The organism is Litorimonas sp. (assembly GCA_029936425.1).
Classification (GTDB): Bacteria; Pseudomonadota; Alphaproteobacteria; order Caulobacterales; family Maricaulaceae; genus Litorimonas.
In genome coordinates, this window is record JAPYSU010000002.1 from 215,216 (window position 1) to 231,974 (window position 16,759).

11 protein-coding genes are annotated in these 16,759 nt (G+C 48.8%); 2 read left to right on the plus strand and 9 right to left on the minus strand.

Going from position 1 to position 16,759, the window contains the following annotated elements; translation table 11 throughout:
* Window positions 1-33 precede the first annotated feature (33 nt).
* Complete coding sequence (locus ACN0IC_RS02850) at window positions 34-2,877, minus strand: TonB-dependent receptor (protein ID WP_416877246.1); 2,844 nt, start codon at window positions 2,875-2,877, stop codon at window positions 34-36.
* A gap of 338 nt (window positions 2,878-3,215) precedes the next feature.
* Between ACN0IC_RS02850 and ACN0IC_RS02855 the strand changes: the two genes are divergently transcribed.
* The gene (locus tag ACN0IC_RS02855) at window positions 3,216-4,466 is read left to right on the plus strand and encodes an alginate lyase family protein (protein WP_416877247.1); all 1,251 of its coding nucleotides are present in this window, start codon (window positions 3,216-3,218) and stop codon (window positions 4,464-4,466) included.
* A 16-nt stretch (window positions 4,467-4,482) separates the two neighbouring features.
* Here the strand turns inward: ACN0IC_RS02855 and ACN0IC_RS02860 are convergent, their stop codons facing one another.
* Genes ACN0IC_RS02860 through uxaC form a run of 6 tightly spaced genes read right to left on the minus strand, consistent with a single transcriptional unit; the run spans window position 4,483 to window position 13,714 of the window.
* Window positions 4,483-6,189: a hypothetical protein gene (locus ACN0IC_RS02860; RefSeq protein WP_416877248.1), complete on the minus strand. Its 1,707-nt coding sequence runs from the start codon at window positions 6,187-6,189 to the stop codon at window positions 4,483-4,485.
* A gap of 8 nt (window positions 6,190-6,197) precedes the next feature.
* Window positions 6,198-8,645 carry a glycoside hydrolase family 2 protein gene (locus ACN0IC_RS02865; protein ID WP_416877249.1) on the minus strand — a complete coding sequence of 816 codons (2,448 nt, stop codon included), beginning with the start codon at window positions 8,643-8,645 and terminating at the stop codon, window positions 6,198-6,200.
* A 23-nt stretch (window positions 8,646-8,668) separates the two neighbouring features.
* Window positions 8,669-9,877, minus strand: coding sequence for a D-mannonate dehydratase ManD (gene manD / locus ACN0IC_RS02870; RefSeq protein ID WP_416877250.1), 1,209 nt, complete (start codon window positions 9,875-9,877; stop codon window positions 8,669-8,671).
* Window positions 9,874-10,821 carry a sugar kinase gene (locus ACN0IC_RS02875; protein ID WP_416877251.1) on the minus strand — a complete coding sequence of 316 codons (948 nt, stop codon included), beginning with the start codon at window positions 10,819-10,821 and terminating at the stop codon, window positions 9,874-9,876. The genes manD and ACN0IC_RS02875 overlap by 4 nt, the downstream gene beginning before the upstream one ends.
* The gene (locus tag ACN0IC_RS02880) at window positions 10,818-12,275 is read right to left on the minus strand and encodes a mannitol dehydrogenase family protein (protein ID WP_416877252.1); all 1,458 of its coding nucleotides are present in this window, start codon (window positions 12,273-12,275) and stop codon (window positions 10,818-10,820) included. The genes ACN0IC_RS02875 and ACN0IC_RS02880 overlap by 4 nt, the downstream gene beginning before the upstream one ends.
* Window positions 12,276-12,277: 2 nt before the next feature.
* A complete protein-coding gene (uxaC, locus tag ACN0IC_RS02885) occupies window positions 12,278-13,714 on the minus strand; it encodes a glucuronate isomerase (protein ID WP_416877253.1) in 1,437 nt (478 codons plus the stop codon).
* 186 nt (window positions 13,715-13,900) lie between these two features.
* Here uxaC and ACN0IC_RS02890 point away from each other — a divergent pair, with 186 nt between their 5' ends.
* Window positions 13,901-14,650 (plus strand): FadR/GntR family transcriptional regulator, encoded by a 750-nt coding sequence (locus tag ACN0IC_RS02890; protein WP_416877254.1) that lies wholly within the window; start codon window positions 13,901-13,903, stop codon window positions 14,648-14,650.
* 30 nt (window positions 14,651-14,680) lie between these two features.
* Here the strand turns inward: ACN0IC_RS02890 and kduD are convergent, their stop codons facing one another.
* Window positions 14,681-15,448 carry a 2-dehydro-3-deoxy-D-gluconate 5-dehydrogenase KduD gene (gene kduD / locus ACN0IC_RS02895; protein ID WP_416877255.1) on the minus strand — a complete coding sequence of 256 codons (768 nt, stop codon included), beginning with the start codon at window positions 15,446-15,448 and terminating at the stop codon, window positions 14,681-14,683.
* A 12-nt stretch (window positions 15,449-15,460) separates the two neighbouring features.
* On the minus strand, window positions 15,461-16,759 hold the full coding sequence (locus ACN0IC_RS02900) for a TRAP transporter large permease (protein WP_416877256.1): 1,299 nt from the start codon (window positions 16,757-16,759) through the stop codon (window positions 15,461-15,463).

The following is a 16,759-nucleotide window of genomic DNA, read 5'->3' on the forward strand; positions in this document are numbered from 1 at the left end:
CTGTTATGTGTTCTCTCGTTGCCCCTGTAGAGATTAAAACTTGGCGCGAACCCCTACCGAATAACGCCTATCGCTCTCAAGAACACGCCAGAGCGTCGTGGTCGTGCCGGTATCGAAAATTTGCTCGCCCGTAAGGTTCACGGCATCAGCAAGTAAGGTGAAAGTCTCATTGATGTCATAGGAAAGCGACGCATCCAATTGCTTGATAGGCTCTCGAAAAGAGTTGCCTTCGGTCGGATCATCTCCGGCCCCGTCCAGAAGGAGGTCGCCGAGCTGACGAACACGGCCGTTCAAGATATCATCAAGGAAGCGGTCACGATAAGTATAGGCCAAACGCAAGCCCAATCCGTCTCTTTCGTAATAACCGGTCACATTGAAAGTATGTTTGGAAATATCTTCCAGGGGGCGGCCATTTGGGTCTTCACTGTCAGAATAGGTGTAGTTCGTGCTAATACCCAACCCGCTGAAAGCGCCGGGAAGGAAAGTAAAGGCTTGCTGATAGCCGAGCTCAAATCCTTTGATCGATCCACTATCTCCATTAATCTGGGTCTGTGTCGGAATCCCGATCTGAGAGTCCGGCGTTACCGCAGGGTCCCGACTTGGATTACCGCCGCGTCCGTCCAGAAAGCAAAGCTCATCCCGACGGTTAGCATTTGAAACAGCCACTAAAGAGGGTGAATTGAGACAGATTTCGGTCTCGTCAAAAAAGGAGGCGACATCTTTGTAGAAAAGAGCCGCTGACAGAAGATTCCCGTCTCCCCAATATTTTTCGACAGAAACATCATATTGAGTTGCGCGGAAAGGCTCTAACTGTGGATTGCCTCGGGTTGCAAACGTACTGTCCTGATTTGCCAATATCGCCGGGCTGAGCTGACCAAAATCCGGACGGCGCATAACTTTTGCAAAGGCCCCGCGAACCAGAAGGTCGGGTTGAACCTCAAATGTCACGTTCAGGCTGGGTAGCCAGTCGTCATAACTGTTGTCCTCTTCGACAGGGGCAAACATGCCCTGGGTCTGGCTAAAGCCTTCCGCCGTCAAATCCGTTTTGACATATCGGACGCCGCCAACGGCCTGCATGGGAACCGCGCCAAACTGCGTTTCGACATTGAATTGAAGGTAAGCCGCTGTCGTTTTTTCGTCAATGACTTGAGTCCGGTCCAGCTGCGGCGCCAATCTGGAATTGGCAAGAGCTTCGAAATTCGTCCCGGCAAGTAAGTCACTGACGATACCCCGCGTCCGGGCGCGATCCTGCACAATGGAAGGGTCGAACATCGTGAAAGTCTCTAGATCAAATGCCGTGTCATTTCCCCGGAACGCATTGAAATCAAAATCCCGAATAGTGCCATCCGGAAATTCGTTCATATAGATAATTCGATCAGCTCCGGTGGCCGCATCCTGAAGACTTGTATGGATATTGGCAACAAACAGCCGATCACGCGTAGATTCAAATTCCCGATTGGCAAAGCGAATGCCGGTTTTAATCGAATCAAGGAAAGAAAATCTGTCAAAAGGTTGTTCAAGCGTTCCGTCCAAACGGAAAGCCGTTTCGCGGTTTTCGATATTGTCTTCACGGTCTTCCAAACGCCGAAGGGCAAAAATATCCCGCCGCAACCAGGTGTTCGGATCTGTCACACGAACAGTCGGCAGGGAGTCATTATCGGTATCGTAAAAAACCTCTCCTTCGAAAAAATTGTTTGCAGACGGATTGGCTGCTTCGGCGACCGGATCAACCGCATAAAACCGCAAGTCGATATAAGGGTTGAACGTATCCGAATTTGCCAGCGTCGCTTCGCTGGAGAGTTTAAATTTATCGGTGAACTGCCACTCAAAACCGAAAGCCCCGCTGAAAGACTCGGTATTGCGAAACCCGGATTCGGTCCGGTTTATGAAACGCACGTCCTGATCCGTAAAGCCGACAATCTGCTGGGTATCGTCAATTCGAAACCCGTCTGCCAATTCTTCCTGCGTATTGATCGGACTGTTATTAATGAGATTGGGGGAAAAAGTTTCATCCGACCCGTCACGCTTTGTATAGGTGCCTTCCAGATAGAAAAACCCTTTATCGGAGGTCGGAGCCCATTGCAGGGATAGATTGCCTGCGATCCGCTCGCGCTGTTCCGTTCCGATAAAAGTCGAGAAATTTCGCGGCACGATCAGATTACTGGCTTCCATCGGGCCCGCCCCGTCTTGGTCCACGGGATTGACCTCGAGGCTGGACCTGTATTCATCCTCGCGCAATTCCCGATCCTGATAGGATAAACTTGCGATAACGCCCAATGTACCGCTGGCTCCAGCATCGAACTTGTCGCCATAGGTCGCGTTCAGAATAGGTCCGATATTTTCGGTTTTATCCGTATATTCAGCTTTGGCCGACAGGGAGAGGACTTGCTCTCTCAAGTTCAGAGGTCTTCGGGTTTTCAGGTTGATCGTGCCCCCTAAAGCGCCTTCAACCATTTCAGGCGTGGGCGATTTAATGACTTCAATCCCCGAGAGAATCTCTGCTGGCACGTCCTGAAAGCTGACACCGTTTCGGCCATCTCCCAAGGTTGATCGACCATTGATCTCCACCCTGTTTTGAGGCAGGCCTCGAATGGAAACACTGTCCCCGACACCAAAATCCCGATTGATTGAAACGCCCGTGACGCGCTGAAGGGCTTCGGCAATATTATTATCGGGTAATTTACCGATATCTTCGGCGACAATCAGATCAACAATGCGCGAATCATTTCGTTTCAAATCGGCCGCCTCTTCCAAACTCTGACGGATACCGGTGGCGACCACTTCATCAACTTCATTGGTTTGCCCCTGGGCCGGCATGGCCAGCGCCATAAGCGAAACCGATAGAAGGGCTTTGGACAGGATATATTTATTAGTCATTGAGAACTCCCCAAGCGGCCGCTTTTTTACAAAGTCATTTCCGCGTTTGATAATGTTTGTCGATATGACAGAAATATGTATATATGTTTGACCAATTAATGCAATATATCTGACCGGATTCTTTTTGGGAAAATTGCAAGATTGTTCTAAATACGTATGAATATGGTGGTTTCTTAGCAAAAATTCCCTATATTTTGGATAAATTGAATATAAATTGCAATAATTTCAGTATTTGTTATACCAAAGACAGTTATTGGTTTGTCCAAATAATGTTTTATTAACAATCAAAATAAAAACTGAAACACTTTAAAAATAACGTAAAATACAGGGGAGACTATATGGCCCGTTCAAGACATTTTTTCTCGGTTCCAGCTTTCATACTGATTTCAGCTCTTTCGGCATGTGAAGATGTGGAGGGAACTGACGCCGTAAATCAAAGTCAGGAAGTCGCCCGTGTCATGTCTGAGACCTCACCGGAAGCTCTGTCCGAATGCGGCGCAGCGACAATCACGTCCGATGACAGAGCGAGAGTTCTCCAGAAGGCGAAGGCCTATCTTGAGGCCCAACCGGAGACGGTGACGGCGAACCGCGCCGAGAGAAGCACGGGCGGCCCAAATGATTTCTATTCCGAGGGGGATTACTGGTGGCCGGTTCCCGGTCAACCGGACGCGCCTTATGAGCAGAGAGACGGTCAGACAAATCCGGATAATTTTGTGGCGCACCGCCTCTCCATGATACGCTTGTCCGATATTTTGGGAAGTCTGGCCTCGGCCTATAAATTGACGGGGGAACAGAAATATGCGGACGCCGCCGCCGAACATCTAAGAGCCTGGTTTGTTACCCCAGAGACCCGGATGAACCCGAATCTTCTTTATGCTCAGGCCATCAAGGGCCGTCATACCGGACGCAGTATCGGTATTATTGATACGCTTCATTTGATTGAGACCGCCCGCAGCGCCAAAGTGCTTGGGGAGGCTGGAGCCCTACCGGAAGACGACTACGCCGCAGTTATAGATTGGTTTGACGCGTATTCGAATTGGATGAACACGCACCCTCACGGTATTGAAGAACGGGAATGGCCAAATAATCACTCTATCGCCTGGTCCCTGCAAATCGCCGCCTTTTCGGATCTGACCGGAAATCAGGCACTGATGGATCATGTCAGAGGCAAATTCAAAAATTGGTATCTGCCGGATATGATGAATAATGAAGGCGGATTTCCGAAAGAACTCGCCCGAACCAAGCCTTATGGATATTCGCTTTTCGTGATCGATTTGATGGGCGGTATTGCTCAAATCGCCTCAACAGAAACAGACAATCTGTGGACCTATACCACGGCGAATGATCATAATATGGAACTAGGTCTCGATTTCATTACGCCCTATATCAAAGACAAATCGGCCTGGCCCTATGCGGAGGACGTGTCTCACTGGGAGGACTGGCCAGTGCGTCATGCGGCTCTTTTATTTGGCGCAAAGGCATTGAAAGATTGTAGCTATTACAAGACTGTCAAAGACTTACCGGCTGATAGCGAAATTTATGAAGTCACGAGAAACTTTCCAATCAGACATCCTATCATTTGGCTCTAGGTAAGAGTGTAAATTTTCATTTCCTTTCCGTACCCTTTCTTTGTTTCAACTGAAACTCGTAGAGCGAAGGTATTGGAGGGATCATATTTAATTGCTCGATGTAAACATCGGGAGCATATTCAATTTCTAGCTCCCGGTTCCCATGCACGCCCAGAAGTCGAGCTTGGACGCCGTCTTGCGGCCCTGTCAGAGTAAACGTCCCCTCACCTCCCCCTTTAACTTCAACGTCAATGTTATAAAATGTGCTAAAACGACCATGAGAGGGCTTCCAATATCCCGCTCCGCCTCCGGACATCAAATTATACTGCTTTGCGTTTTCCGGCACCTCGAATGAGGCACGAATATTGTCGAAGAGATTTTGGTGATTGGCTCCGGAATGTTGATCCAGAATAGCGGCCTTAAGAACATTACTGTCTTTATAGACACTTTTTACAGAGTATGTATTGAAGGATAGCGGATGTTCCGCTTCGTTTTCGATCCGAAGGTTTTCCGCCAAAAGGTTGTAAACACTGCCCATATGAACCGTATAATGAGCATAATGGTCGCCAGATGTGGTCACATTACTAATCGTGACATTACCATTATCATCCGTCAGGATACCGCTATCCGCATTTACAATTTCGACATTTCGTACAAAACTATCGAACAAATTTGTCAGGTAAATGGCATTATACCCTTCTTCGACATGATGGGCGATATTCACTCCATTCGGAAATTCGATCCGTAAGTCTGAAACCGATACATTTTCCAAATGCTCCCAAGGCACAAGTGCGGGTTCCCAGTCAGGATTAGCCTCTAACAGAAGCGGGTCGGATAGCGTGACCTTATTTCCGTCCTTGGACACAATTCGGGTCATCTGTGTCACAAGCGCCCGTCGTGGAAAGTTCCAATGATGGCCGCCCAGTTTTTCAAACCGGCTTGGGTCCCCATACATTTCAGTCAATATCGACCCGTCTTCTCCTTGTCGGTTATACCATTCGACTTTCAACACATCCCCGACATTTACGGCGGCCCCATCAGCCACAGATATAGTGCGCTGTCCGCGCTCACCGCCTGTTACAAGGGTTAGAGGCTCTGGAAAATCGTCATATTTCTCGAGATAAGCTTTGCCGCGCGCGTCAGGTGTTTGCGTCCAGATATATCCCCCTGTCCAGGCATAAAGTGAAAATGGAAGATCAATATTGTTTTCGGGTTCACGTTGGCGTTTATCAAATTCCAACAGATATTCCTGTAATTCCGACATTGCGTCCGGTGTTGGCAGATATTTCATCGGACGGGGGTAAAAAAGCGTTGTTTGATCTCCTTCGCCCTGAAGCGCAAAATTACTCCGCTCGATATATATTATTTCGGAAAGAATGAAGCGACCTGCCGGAAATTTCAAAATTACGTCGCCTTCATGACTATTCGCATCCTCAAGAGCCTTTAAAACAGAGGCGGAATCATCCAGACCATCATCCGGAATTGCGCCATAGTCGGTCACATCAAAAATTTTTCCTGTGACTTCAGGCAGAGGCACATTGCCGTTCTTATAACCTGCATAGGAAAAGTCCGGCAAATAGGCCTCATTCCCCATAACGATTTGCGGTAGAGTTTCGGCCTTTGGAGGTACAAACGCCTCGGACTCGGACGTATCTGTCTGACTTTGCATCTGATCAGCGACAGCAGCGGATGAAACCCCGGCAAACAAAAAGGCTGAAATTCCCAGAAAAATTACGTGTTTCATATAACCTCCTATTTCGGCGGAACAGTGATGTAATACCCCCGGTAATCCTGACTCTGAATGCCAAGTCTGGCCTCTGTTTCACCGGGAACGAAAGTGATGGAAGCCGTTCCGCTCGCCAATTCGCGCGTCTGACTGCCAGTCGGGGTTCCCATATTTTCAATCAGATAGCCGCCGCCATCATGGGTGAAATAGATCCGTTCATTACAGCTTAGGCAACGATTGCCATCTTTATCCTGAGCTTCGGCAAAAATGGTCATGGTGCCATCACCATTCTCAGACGTTGTCAAAACGATGTCCGTCATTTTTCCGGCGGTCTCGGTTTTGTAAATCAACGAATAGGCATGTTTGGCTACGACTTCTCCGTCGGTATCATATCCTTCAACCGCAAGCCGGTTTTGACCTTCCTTAAACTGAACATCCCATGTCAGACCGGAGGCTGGGAATTTATTGATGTCTCTCGTCTTAGAACCGAGAGCCTGGCCGTTCAGCGACAATTCTGCGCTGTCCGTATTACAGAAGACAGAAATTGTTTTCTTTTCGCCTTTTTCCCCGACCCGGTAAGTCCAGCCCGGACTTTCAATCCAGCATGTTGGATCCTTTGCCCAATAGCTGGCAAAGACGTGATAGACATCCTTTTTCTCTCCGCTGCGCGTGACAAGCCCTTTTTGATTAACAAAAGGAAGCGGATTTTCAGGACGGATTGGAGTGCCAAAGTCCTTAAAAGCCCATTGGGCATTTCCGGCAAAATCCGGATCCGTCTCGGAATAGCGTAAATGCCAATCGAACAAATCCACCATATAGGTTTCATCCCAAACTTTCGATTTTGCAACAGACGTTATCCCCGTTTGATTGACCGCTTCCTCAACGCTGCCCTGACTTTCCGGATTCGACGTGCCATACCCACTAAATGGCGCTTCAAGATGGCGCCCTACATGGGACGACCCGCCATATTCCATATGTAGAAAAGCTTCGTTTTCCTTGCGATATTTTTCCACGGCGTCGGCATATTGATTGTACCCGCCGCCATACCATCCTGCCCAAATGGAGGGAGAGTAAACATCTATAACATTCGCGCCTTCTGGAAATTTACGAATGGCTGTCAATCGGTCTGGATCCATCTCTTTTGCAATATCTTCCAGAGCCTGAAGCTCGGCTTTGACTTTAGCCTTATCGCCGCCGCCCTCAACATCGGGAAGCCAATACATTTCATTGCCCAAAGACCAGAAGAAAATAGAGGGTCGGTTATAGTTCTGCTCAATCATGCGGCGGGTCAAATATTGAGTGTTCTTGCGCCATTCTGCGCCGCCGACACCGCCGCGGTTCCACGGCACTTCGTCCCACACGATCAAGCCGAGTTCATCCGCCATGTCATAGACAACTGGATCTTGTGGGTAATGACCGAGACGTACGAAATTCGCGCCCATCTCTTTTATCATCCGCATGTCTTCCATGCGCTGTTCATCTGTCATGGCGGCGCCATAACCCGCATGTCCCTCATGCAAATGCGTCCCGCGCAATAAAAGCCGCTCGCCATTCAGTTTGAAATAACTATTGGGCTCGAATTCAAAAAATCTCAATCCGAACTGGTCTTCATAGCTATCGATAACTGTGCCATCTGCATCGACCATATCAGTTTGGAAACTATAGAGGTTTGGATCCTCCGGTGACCAGAGCGCCGGATCTTCAATCGTAAACTCCAAACCTTCCCCAGAGGCAATTTCCGTCCCATCGGGCGCCATGATTTTTGTATAAAATCCGGCAGGAGAAAAATCTGGCTCTGCATCTGTGAACGTCGAAAGCCTGACCGTCGCGCTCCCCTGCGAAACCTCGGGTGTCTGTACTCTGACCTGCTTCAGAATATTTTCCGGACGGGTTTCTACCCAGACATCCCGTGTCAAACCCCCATATTGGAAAAAGTCTGCTTTTTGAGACGGGACAAGGTTTTTGTCGACGCTGTTGTCCACGCGAACCAGAATTTCATTCTGGCCGGACTTGATTTGATCCGTGACTTCTATATCGAAACTGACATATCCGCCTGTATGGTCTCCGGCCTTGTCCCCATTCACATAGATATCCGCTTTCATCTGTGCAGCCTCGAAGTGAAGGAAATAGCGCTTTCCCTCTTGTGGCGTCATTTCGAGGGTCTTACGATACCAGGATCCATCCCGGCGATATCCGGTCACAACATCCGTTGTGTCAAAGGCATTCCAAGTATGAGGAAGATCGACAGCTTCCCAATCCGTTTTGGACAGAGCCACTTGCGGATCGAGAGCCGCATTTTCGAGATATTGCCAATTTTTGGAGATTTTCTGACGATCAGACGTCACTGCCTCGCTTTCGGAGGCATAGACACCTTGCTGGACTCCTTCGGCGTTCGCGCTGTGGGACTGGCATGCCGAGAGAGAAACACCCAATCCAAGTAAAGATGCGCCTAATAATAATTTAATCTGAGTCATGAAAATATCCTGAAATTAAAGTCTTACCAATTGAACATGGAACCATCTTCCAGACGGTTCACCGGTAAATAAGCCCGTTGGTAGGGGTATTTTGCCGCGAGCTCTTCATTGATGTCCACGCCATGACCGGGTGTGTCACCCGGATAGAGATAGCCATCTTTAAAGCTATAGGCATGCGGGAAAACCTCATCCGTTTTCTCTGTATGACGCATATATTCTTGAATGCCGAAATTATAAATTGCCGTGTCAAGATGCAGGGCGGCCCCCATACAGACGGGTGATAAATCCGTTGCCCCGTGAGATCCCGAGCGAACGTGATGCAAAGCTGCAAATTCAAATATTTTCTTAAGATGCGAAATTCCGCCCGCGTGAACGACGGTCGAGCGAATATAATCTATCAAGCCTTCTTCGATCAGCGTCTTGCAATCCCAAATCGAATTAAAGACTTCACCGACGGCCAGAGGCGTGGTCGTATGTTGACGGATCATCCGAAACGCTTCCTGATTTTCAGCCGCAACCGTATCTTCCAGCCAAAACAGGTTGTAAGGCTCGAGGGATTTCCCGACCTTGGCCGCTTCTTGCGGAGTCAGGCGGTGATGGGCGTCATGGAGCAGATGAATATCGAATCCGAATTTATCCCGTAAAGTTTCAAACAGTTTTGGGACATGATTGATATATTTTGATGTGGACCAGACATTCTCAGTGGGGAGGTTTCCATCCGCTGGTTCGTAATACATCTTGTCTTTGGAGACGCCGTAAGTGGAGGAAAGTCCGGGTATTCCGGTTTGCGCCCGAATGGCTTTATATCCCATCTCCTTATACTTTGCGACTTCGTCAACGGTTTCTTCGATATCGGCTCCATTGGCATGACCATATACCATAACTCCGTTCCGGGACTTTCCTCCAAGGAGTTCATAAAGTGGCATATTAGCGGCCTTGGCCTTAATATCCCACAGGGCTGTATCAATGGCGGCGATGGCCGTCATCGTGACCGCCCCCCGACGCCAGTAACACCCCCGATAGAGATATTGCCAAATGTCCTCGATACGGCCAGCCTCTTTGCCGATAAGCGTCGGGGCAATATGGTCCTCCACATAAGAGGCAACCGCTAACTCGCGGCCATTCAGCGTGGCATCGCCAATGCCGTAAAGACCGGCATCTGTTTCGATTTTGACCGTAACAAAATTCCGATCCGGGCAGGTCACAATGACTTTGATATTAGTAATTTTCATATCGCAGATTGTCCATGATAGTTGGTTTTAAAGTCTGACAAAGGCGGAATGGCCCCCCGCACAGTCACAATATAGGAGGCCAGCCTATTGGCATTGGCCAAGGCATCTTCAGGCGTCCCGCCCTGAAGATAAACAGAAAGAAAACCGGCGTTAAAAGCATCTCCTGCCCCGGTTGTATCGACAACGGTGACAACATCTATGGTTGGCACAGTGTGATTTTCTCCGCCGCAATAGGCGTGAACACGATTAATTCCATCGGTAACAACAATATCGCGCTCGCCATGTTTTTTTAGAATATTGGCGATGATCTCCTCGGACGTCCGGGATTCGAATAAACGCTCATCTTCCGTCCCTGTGAAAATGATATCACTAATTTTATAGGCCGCCCGCGTCCACTTTCGGGCGATTTCTCGATCTTCCCATAAACGGGCGCGATAATTTGGATCGAATGCAATCTTCGCGCCGTTTGCTTTTGCTTTATTGAGGAGGTTGAAAAAACCCTCTCTCTCGCTATCGGACTGAATAGCCAGAGTAATACCCGAAAAATAAATCAAATCAGAATTGGCAATAAGGTCGCTCAACTTCAAATCTGGATGAGACATGAAATGCCGGGCTGCAGATTGTCCCCGCCAATAGGTAAAGCTACGCTCTCCTGCTTCATCGAGCGTGATTGCGTATAGACCCATTGTACCGGTTTTATCTCGAATAAGATAATCGGTTGAAACACCTTCCTCATTTAAAAGATTTTCAAAATCATCGGAAAATGTATCTGAGCCAATCGCCGTGCAAAGAGACGCATTCACTTTCTCGCCCATCAGGCGGTTTAAGTGAATAAGCGTATTATAGACGTCCCCTCCAAAGCCCTGGCTAAGCAACCCTCCATTGGCTGACCGCAGCTCTACCATAGGCTCGCCAAAGCAAACGATATGAAGCAAGTCGTTCATCCTGCAAGGCTTTCCATAGCTTTCTGCACGCCGCTTTCGTCTATGGCCTCACACGACTCAATAATCGCGTCTGTCACGGCGCTATTTTCAAGAATGAATGCCGGAAAAAGACCGTCTATCGAGAGGAAACTTTCAGCATAACGACTAGCTGATAAATAGGGATCGGGAAGTTGGGACGAAATTTGTGTCAGATAACCGTCCGTCGGTAAGTCGTCAGCCTGACGCCTTTTGCGGTTAAATTCAATCCAACCCGCCACAACGAAACACGCCGCTTTCGCAACCTGGTTCTGTTCCGCATAATATTTGATAACCGGGAAAATTCGGGCCGGAATTTTTTGCGATCCATCATGAGAAATTTGTTCGAGCAAATGCCGAATATGCGGGTTTTCAAACCGGGCTTTTGTAGCTTTCCAGTAGTTTTGTAGATCAAGTCCCTTGGGCGGTTCAATTGTCGCTATCGTCTCCGTTTCAATGAGCTTGGAAACGAAATTTGATAAGACCGGATTGCTGATGGCGTCCTCAACGGTTTCTTCCCCCGCCAGCAACCCTAGATAGGTCAAGGTCGAATGAGCGCCATTCAAAATGCGCAGCTTTGTTTTCTCGAAAGCCTGGACATCAGCTGTGATAATCACCCCTGCAGCTTCCCAATCCGGTCGATCCTTTGGAAGATTATCTTCTATTACCCATTGCGCAAATGACTCTCTCTGAACGGGACCTTTATCCAAGAGTCCTATGGCGTCTTCTACAACGGAAATCACTCCCTCATCTGTCGCCGGAGTAATACTATCGACCATCGTATTTGGAAATTTGACAAATTCCGCAATGAAATCGTTTAAAATCGGGTCAATCTCAGAGGCATATTCAATACAGGCTGTCCTGAGTTTATCTCCGTTTTCAGGCAGGTTATCACAGCTTATGATCGTTAAAGGAAGCGAACCTTTTGCATGACGCAGGCGGCACGCTTCAACCAGATACCCTATAGCGGAGCCTGGAGCGTCCGGCGTGCTTAAATCCGCTTTGATGCCAGCGTTTGATTTATCCAGATGACCATCCGGCCCCAAAGCATATCCCTTTTCGGTGATTGTCAGGGTTACAATCTTTGTTTTCTCCGAGGTCAGACGACGAAGCACGGCGGAGGGATCATCTTTGGCGCAAAGCACTTCCCTGACACTCCCGATAATACGGTAGCTGGGAGATTTGTCCTTAATGGCTAATGTATAAAGCCCGTCCTGGGGAGTTAAGCTTTCTGTTGCGCCGCGGCTATTAAGTGATACGCCGCAAATCCCCCAATCGCCCCCGCTTTTAGCGATAGCTTCATCGGTGAAAAAGGCTTGATGCGCGCGGTGGAAAGCCCCCGGACCGATATGAACAATCCCGACACCGACCTTGGATCGATCATAGTCGGGTATAGCGGCATTTGCCTGCTCCAGCGTTTTGTTGGACAAACGCGCCATAATCAGGTGATGTCCTTCATGGGAAGTTTGTAGGCCCGTCGCGCCAGATTATATGTCAAATCGACAATCACCTTTTCAGCGTCGGCCATGGAAATTTTGTGTTCGGCCACTAATCCGCTCAGGAAAACGCAATCCATCCGTCGCGCTACATCATGACGGGCGGGAATAGATAAAAAAGCCCGCGTATCGTCGTTAAAGCCGGCCGTATTGTAAAAACCGGCCGTCTCCGTCACCTGATCGCGAAAACGCATCATCCCTTGCGGGCTGTCATGAAACCACCAGGGCGGCCCAAGTTTGAGGCAGGGGTAGTGGCCCGCCAGCGTTGCCAATTCCCGGGCATAATTGCTCTCATCAAGCGTAAACAAAATAATGCTTAAATCTTTTTCATTGCCGTATTTCGCCAAGAGCGGCTGGAGCGATTGTGTAAAGTCCACACGAAGAGGAATATCAGCCCCTTTATCGGCGCCGAAACGTTCGAACAGTTCGGGATTATGATTACGAAAGCTCCCGGGATGAATTTGCATCGTCATGCCGTCTTCGACGCTCATGCCTGCCATCTCGGTTAGCATTTGCGCCCGAAATAAATCCGCATCCTCCGCTGACGCTTTCCCGGACAGACATTTTGTCAGCAGAGCCTGACAATCCTCCTTGGGCAGATCAGCCGTCCTAGCCGTTGGATGTCCATGATCCGTGGCTGTTGCGCGCCCGACGTCCCGGAAATATTTCCGACGAATTCGCAAGGCCTTCAAATATCCGTCCCAACCGGTCGTGTCGCAGGATGTAAGCTCTGCAAGTTTTTCTAGATTACTGGAAAATTCAGGCTTGGCCGCATCTATCACATCATCCGGACGAAAAGTTGTAATCACCCTGTCTTCATAGCCGCTCCCGACCATTGATTTGTGGTGGCGAAGATCGTCCAGCGCCCCTTCGGTCGTGGCAATGAGATCAATCTTGAACCGATCCAGTAATGCCCGTGGTTTATAGGCATCTGTCTTCAAGGCCTCATCTATGACATCATATATTTGTTGAGCCGTTTCAGAATTAAGGGCTTGATCTATCCCGAAAATTTCATGGATGACGTGGTCAAACCAAATACGTGATGGCGTACCTGTAAACAGGTAGTAATAATCAGCAAATGTTTGCCAGACTTTTCTTGGATCGGTTTCATAATCACCGCTATCTGCCGGCTTCAACCCAAGGGCCTCCATCGAAACCCCTTGGGAGTAAATCATTCTCAGAACATAGTGATCTGGAATAATGAGCAGCTGCGCAGGATTTGGAAAGTTTTCATTCTCTGCAAACCACTTGGGATCCGTATGGCCATGCGGACTCAGAATGGGGAAGTCTTTAACACGCTCATAGAGAGCGCGACAAATCTCCCGCCGCTCCGAATTTACCGGAAACAATCTATCCTTATGCAATCCTGAACTTGCTGACATAACCCCATCATTCTTTAAATTCTTTCTCAGACTATGGCTTACCAAAATAAATTGGACAAGCCAATAATCATAATTTTACTGAAATTGGTCATATTTATTTTTGAAAATTTACCACAAAACCTATCTAGCCTTTTGACATTGGCGTATAAACAGGCCAATTTAAAGGTTCTCTGGAGGAATTTTAATTTGAAAGCCAAGCGCCTATATAAATCTGTGGCAGATGACTTATTGAAAGTCATTGATTCGGGCCGCTATGAACCCGGGGATCGCCTCCCCGCAGAACGTGATCTTGCGGTTGAATATAACGTGAGCCGGCCCACTATGCGCGAAGCCGTCATTGCTCTCGAAATAGCGGGCCGAGTCGAAGTCCGTAAAGGTTCCGGCGTTTACGTTACGGAAAAACCGGAAGCGGATACAAAGTCTCTCGATATGGATGTCGGTCCTTTTGAATTGACCGAAGCTCGTATGCTCATTGAAGGTGAAGCCGCCGGACTTGCCGCGACAATGATAACCAAAGACGAACTGGAAGAGCTGTCCAATATTCTTGAGATGATGAAAAGAGAGAATGAGGCAGAGGTCAATGGAGAGCTCGCAGATAAAGAATTTCATATGCTCATCGCTCGAGCGACCCGGAACTCTGCAATTGAAACAATTATAGAGGATTTGTGGAATCTTCGTGAAAAATCAGAGCTGACCAAAACCATGTATAAAACAGTGCGTCTGGAAGGGGTGAAACCTCGCATTGACGAACATCTCGCAATCTTTGACGCCCTTGAAGCGAATGATCCGGCTCTCGCTCGAGCGGCCATGCGAAGTCATCTATCGCGCGTCATCGATACAATGTTTAAGGCGACAGAAATTGAAGCCGTAGAAGAAGTAAAACGTCGCATGTCCAAAGATCGCCAGCGCTATTCCAAACTTATGAATACGGGCTAGACTGCTCTCGATTTTTTCCGGGTTGCAGGACTATCGAGCCATCCATCCGCCATCGACAGTTAAAATATGTCCGTTGACATAGCTGGACGCAGATGACGCCAGAAAGAGTGCGGCCCCAGCGATATCCTCGGGATCGCCCCATCGCCCGGTAGGAATTCTTGCCAAAATCGCGCTATTTCGTTCTTCATCCGCCCGAAGAGCTGCTGTATTATCAGTCGCAATATAGCCCGGAGCGATGGCATTAACCTGAACATTTTTGGGTGCCCACTCATTTGCCAGAGCTTTTGTTAGCTGCGAAACCCCTCCCTTACTTGCCGCGTAAGCCGGAACAGTAATGCCCCCCTGAAAGCTAAGCAACGAAGCGATGTTGATAATCTTTCCGTGACCCTGATCTATCATTCGGCCGCCTATCCCCCGACAAAACTGAAAAACACCTGTCAGATTGGTATCCAAAACGGCGGACCAGTCTTCATCGGAATATTCACGAGCCGGACTTCGCCGAATTGTCCCGGCATTATTGACCAGAATATCAACCTGGCTCACAAGACTGAATATGTCTTTTATAGCGGTCGCAACCGCCTCTGATGACGATTGATCACATCCCACAACAAAAGCTTTGCGGCCTCGCTCTTCAATTTGCTCTTTTGTATCAAGGGCATTTTGCGCGGTTGAAGCGATGCAGATTATATCAGCTCCTGCCTCCGCCAGGCCAACCGCAATGGCCTGCCCTATACCGCGGCTGGCTCCGGTGACAACGGCTGTTTTACCTGTCAGGTCAAATGAGATTTTAGAGGTCATAATGAACAATACTTATTGGATAAGGCCGAAAGCGCGAGGCAAACCTTCACTCAAAAACGGCACGTAAGTTACCAGAAGAAGCGCGACGATGAGCGCGGCATAAAGCATAACAAGCGGCTTGATCAGCCGCTGAATTGTGGTTCCGGCGACGGCGCATCCTACAAAAAGAACGCTCCCGACCGGAGGCGTACAAAGCCCGATAGAGAGATTTAGGACCAGCATTATGCCAAAGTGAAGTGGAGACATGCCTAGCTCTACCGCAACAGGCAGAAAGATTGGCGTAAAGATAAGAATGGCTGGTGTGATATCCAGAAAAGCCCCCACAACAAGCAAGATTATATTGATGAGTAGCAGAATGATTATCGGGTTATCACTTATCATCAGCAAAGCATCGCTAATCGCCTGCGGAATATTTTCATACGCCAGAACCCACGCCATACCCGTTGACACCCCGATCAATAACAGAACCATAGCGGTGGTCTCGATTGACTTCAGAAAGATATCCGGAAGGTCCTTGAGCTTTATTTCGCGATAGAAGAGCGAAAGCGCGAGCGAATAAATCACGGCGATAGCACTGGCTTCGGTCGCCGTAAAAATACCGGCAATAATTCCCCCGACCACAATCAGGATCATTAAAATACTCGGACCCGCTTCAAAAAGCTTTTTGGCGGCAACTCGCATTGGAAGACGAGCTGCCCGCGGATAATTCTCGCGTTTGGCATATCCCGCCGCAACCACCATAAGCGCCAGCCCAGCAAGAATTCCGGGGAGATATCCCGCCATGAACAACGCCGCGATAGACACGCTCCCGGCGGCAACCGCATAGACAATGAGCACATTACTCGGCGGGATGAGCAATCCGAGAATAGATCCCGTGACCGTGACCGCGGTACTGAAGTTCTTGTCATATCCTTCTTTTTCCATAGTCGGGATCATGAAAGTCCCAATTGCAGATGTCGCCGCGACAGCGGATCCGGAGATTGACCCAAACAGCATACAGGAAAGCGTATTCACCAAGGCCAGTCCGCCTGGCAAAGTGCCGACAATGGCTTTGGCGGCTTCAATCAATCGTTTGGCAATACCGCCCCGCCCCATCAAATATCCGGAAATCACGAAAAATGGAATCGCCAGCAAGGTGAAACTATCCAGCCCCCCTGCAAGACGTTGCGCCATTGTTGTCACTGCCGGATCGAACGGCATGGTCAGCATCAAGGTAGAAACCGAGGCCAATGCGATACTGACGGCAATTGGAACGCCGAGCATGACCAAAAGGAAGAAAAGCCCCAAAAGAACGAGTATGGAAAGCAACAT

Coding starts and splice junctions, on each gene's coding strand:
- ACN0IC_RS02880 (WP_416877252.1), bottom strand. CDS start 12,275: ATGGCGCGTTTGTCCAACAAAACGCTGGAGCAGGCAAATGCCGCTATA.
- ACN0IC_RS02860 (WP_416877248.1), bottom strand. CDS start 6,189: ATGAAACACGTAATTTTTCTGGGAATTTCAGCCTTTTTGTTTGCCGGG.
- manD (WP_416877250.1), bottom strand. CDS start 9,877: ATGAAAATTACTAATATCAAAGTCATTGTGACCTGCCCGGATCGGAAT.
- ACN0IC_RS02855 (WP_416877247.1), top strand. CDS start 3,216: ATGGCCCGTTCAAGACATTTTTTCTCGGTTCCAGCTTTCATACTGATT.
- kduD (WP_416877255.1), bottom strand. CDS start 15,448: ATGACCTCTAAAATCTCATTTGACCTGACAGGTAAAACAGCCGTTGTC.
- ACN0IC_RS02875 (WP_416877251.1), bottom strand. CDS start 10,821: ATGAACGACTTGCTTCATATCGTTTGCTTTGGCGAGCCTATGGTAGAG.
- uxaC (WP_416877253.1), bottom strand. CDS start 13,714: ATGTCAGCAAGTTCAGGATTGCATAAGGATAGATTGTTTCCGGTAAAT.
- ACN0IC_RS02850 (WP_416877246.1), bottom strand. CDS start 2,877: ATGACTAATAAATATATCCTGTCCAAAGCCCTTCTATCGGTTTCGCTT.
- ACN0IC_RS02865 (WP_416877249.1), bottom strand. CDS start 8,645: ATGACTCAGATTAAATTATTATTAGGCGCATCTTTACTTGGATTGGGT.
- ACN0IC_RS02900 (WP_416877256.1), bottom strand. CDS start 16,759: ATGTTGCTTTCCATACTCGTTCTTTTGGGGCTTTTCTTCCTTTTGGTC.